This is a genomic window from Pelotomaculum sp. PtaB.Bin117 (assembly GCF_002067195.1).
Taxonomy (GTDB): Bacteria; Bacillota; Desulfotomaculia; order Desulfotomaculales; family Pelotomaculaceae; genus Pelotomaculum_D; species Pelotomaculum_D terephthalicicum.
The window spans coordinates 1-2,720 of sequence record NZ_MVQM01000011.1; the positions used below are offsets into that span (position 1 = coordinate 1).

At 51.5% G+C, this 2,720-nt stretch carries 3 protein-coding genes and 1 riboswitch; all 3 genes read left to right on the forward strand.

Translation table 11 applies throughout. The annotated features are described in order from the left end of the window. Positions 1-850 (forward strand): S-layer homology domain-containing protein (locus tag A4E54_RS00405; RefSeq protein ID WP_286723665.1); only part of this gene is annotated, 850 nt, incomplete at its 5' end. Positions 851-1,015: 165 nt separating this feature from the next. Beyond that, positions 1,016-1,105, forward strand: a riboswitch (cyclic di-GMP riboswitch). A 459-nt stretch (positions 1,106-1,564) separates the two neighbouring features. Beyond that, a complete protein-coding gene (locus A4E54_RS00410; RefSeq protein ID WP_286723668.1) occupies positions 1,565-1,981 on the forward strand; it encodes a sigma factor-like helix-turn-helix DNA-binding protein in 417 nt (138 codons plus the stop codon). Between the two features lie 71 nt (positions 1,982-2,052). Further along, positions 2,053-2,271 carry a hypothetical protein gene (locus A4E54_RS00415; protein WP_286723670.1) on the forward strand — a complete coding sequence of 73 codons (219 nt, stop codon included), beginning with the start codon at positions 2,053-2,055 and terminating at the stop codon, positions 2,269-2,271. Positions 2,272-2,720: the final 449 nt, after the last annotated feature.

Genomic DNA, 2,720 nt, shown 5'->3' on the forward strand with positions numbered 1-2,720 from the left:
TGTTGATAAGTCAACTCTCCCGGAGGAGGTTAGAAACGCCGTAGGCGATAAACCGGTGATACAGCTGGGCCTTACGGTTGATGGCGAGCAAAAGGCTTGGAACAACCCGGACGCTCCGGTGACGGTAAGCATCCCCTATACGCCGACGGCGGCGGAGCTGGCCGATCCCGAGCATATCGTCGTCTGGTACATCGACGGCAGCGGCAATGTAATATCAGTACCCAACGGGCGCTACGACCCGGCCACCGGCACCGTTACCTTCACCACCACCCATTTCAGCTACTACGCTGTGGCATACGTGCACAAGACATTCGGCGACTTGGGCGGCGCGGAATGGGCCAGAAAACCCGTTGAGGTTATGGCCTCCAAGGGAATCATCAGCGGAACAGGAAAGGGTACCTTCTCCCCCGCTGCCAATATCACCAGGGCCGATTACCTGGTGCTGCTGATCAGGACCCTGGGACTGATGGCGGAATTCGATGGCAACTTTGACGATGTGGAGCCGGGCGCCTACTATTATGAAGCCCTCGGCATCGCCAAAAAGCTGGGCATTGCCGCGGGCAGCGGGAACAACCGTTTCAATCCTAAGGAAAGCATCTCCCGTCAGGACATGATGGTGCTGACAGCCAGGGCACTGGAGAAATTCAGGGGATTGAAGGCTGTGGACGCCAACGGTCTGCTGGATAAATACAGCGACAAGGGGGACATCGCCGGCTATGCGGCCAATAGCCTGGCCACACTGGTTAAAGAAGGCCTGATCAAGGGCTCCGGGGACAGGCTGAACCCCCGCGCAAATGCCACAAGGGCGGAAGCAGCCGTGTTCCTGTACCGGATCTACAATAAATACTAAAGATAAGCTTCACCAATGGAAATAAGCTAATACCTTGAGGCCGCGGTAAAAAAGGACTGCGGCCTCAAGCATTATCTCCGCCTTTTTCTAAAAGAAATGCTTTTGTTCCAAGCGGTCCAGGCTCACCTATAAGCTGGAACTTCTTCGTTAACATCAACATAATATCCGTGACAAGGGCAAACCTGCCTAAAGGCCGGGACGCAAAGCCATAGGGTCTAAGGTGCTATAAAGCGCTATGACAGCCTGGTTGCCGCAAAGACTGTGTAATAAAACCTGCCCTTTTTAGCGGCGGGTTTTTTGTTTGCCAAGGCGGATAATTTTCGGCAAAATACGACACCCATGTGAATCTTGGCACTGTTTAAAAGCATCGGGAGGGCTGACACATGAAAAAATCTATTGAGAGGTTGGAGTAGCTGAATTTGCGTGCTATCAAGGCATCTGCAGCGCAAGAATTATTTCTCTCGGTTGGAATATGCACCTTCCAGCCTTATGGCTTTATGCGCGTTCATTAGATTTTTCATTTGGCAGTCCAGCTCATATTGACTGGAAAACCGCAGTTTGCAGCTCGCAGATTGCGGTTTTCTTTTTGACAAAAATCTTATGTTTTCGACTGAAAACAACAAATAGACGCCTTGCCCAATCGGCAAGGTGCCGCTCCCCTCCGCTTGTTCTTCATTTTCCGGATTAAAAAATCTCGAAATGGGGGACAAGCTCATGGAAGAACAGGAGAGCAAGTATACATTGCTGATTAACAAAAAGCGCGTCGCCGTGGGCAGAGAGGTATATAAGGCCTATTACCGGCAGAAGGAGCGCGAAGCGTATCTGGACAAGCTCGCCGGCAAGCACAACATATCCTTTGAGGAATGCGAGGAAAAAGGCATTCAGGTGGATTACCTGTTATCCCGCACGGAAGAATCCATAGAGGACAGCATCATCAAAAAGGAAATGCTTAAAAAGCTGGCGCTGTGCCTGGAAACGCTTTCCGAGCAGGAACGGCTGCTGATTTACGCGCTGTTTTTCCAGGGGAAAAGCGAGCGCCAATTGTCGGCGGAAACAGGAACGCCTCAAAGAACTATCAACGATAGAAAGCGCAGGATTCTCCTGAAGCTGAAAAAACTTTTGGAAAAATAAAAAATAAATCCGCTCAACCCCCTCATTTTTTCCTTAAAGAAGTGAGGGGTTTTTTATTCCCCAGTTGCTCTTTGAAAAAAGCCGGCTTTAAGCCGTCCATATCCAGCGGCTCAAATACGTTAGCCGTTCAGCCGGAAACGGAAAGCGACATTGGCAGGCACGCGAAGACTGCCTGCGGATCGGTCAAGCCCATCCGTAAAAACGATGGCATCAAAGGCGACGAGCGAGAAATGCCCGGCCATAAAACAGTCTGTGGTGGACTGTATCGCGTTGACCTGAACGGCCTATAATGATACTCCTGCATAGTCGAGGTTAGGTCCCAGAGTGCGGCCCGGAGGCTCTCGGGGAGGTGGAATTCCTGTGATATCCGCTGACCACGGATAGTTTGCGCCGCTGCCATTGGTGCTTGGGAAGTAGTGTCGAATTAAGCGCATCGTCTGAAGCCGGTTATTCAGACCTGAAATGAAGAACAAGCGAAAACGCTTTGATCTTAGAAACTATGCGGCGGGACGGCCACGCCCCGCAGCATCCTTGTAGGATCAAACCACTAATGTACAGGAGGCATGAAAAATATGGATGAAAAGAAACGAGCATGGCTTTACTGCCGCATCGACGCTCCGGAGGACGAGCATGGCCGCCTCAAAGGGCAGCAGAAAGAACTCGAGGACTACGCCGAGCAGATGGGGTTTGAAGTGGTCGGAGTCTCCCAGGACACCGGCAGCGGCCTGAATTTTGCCAG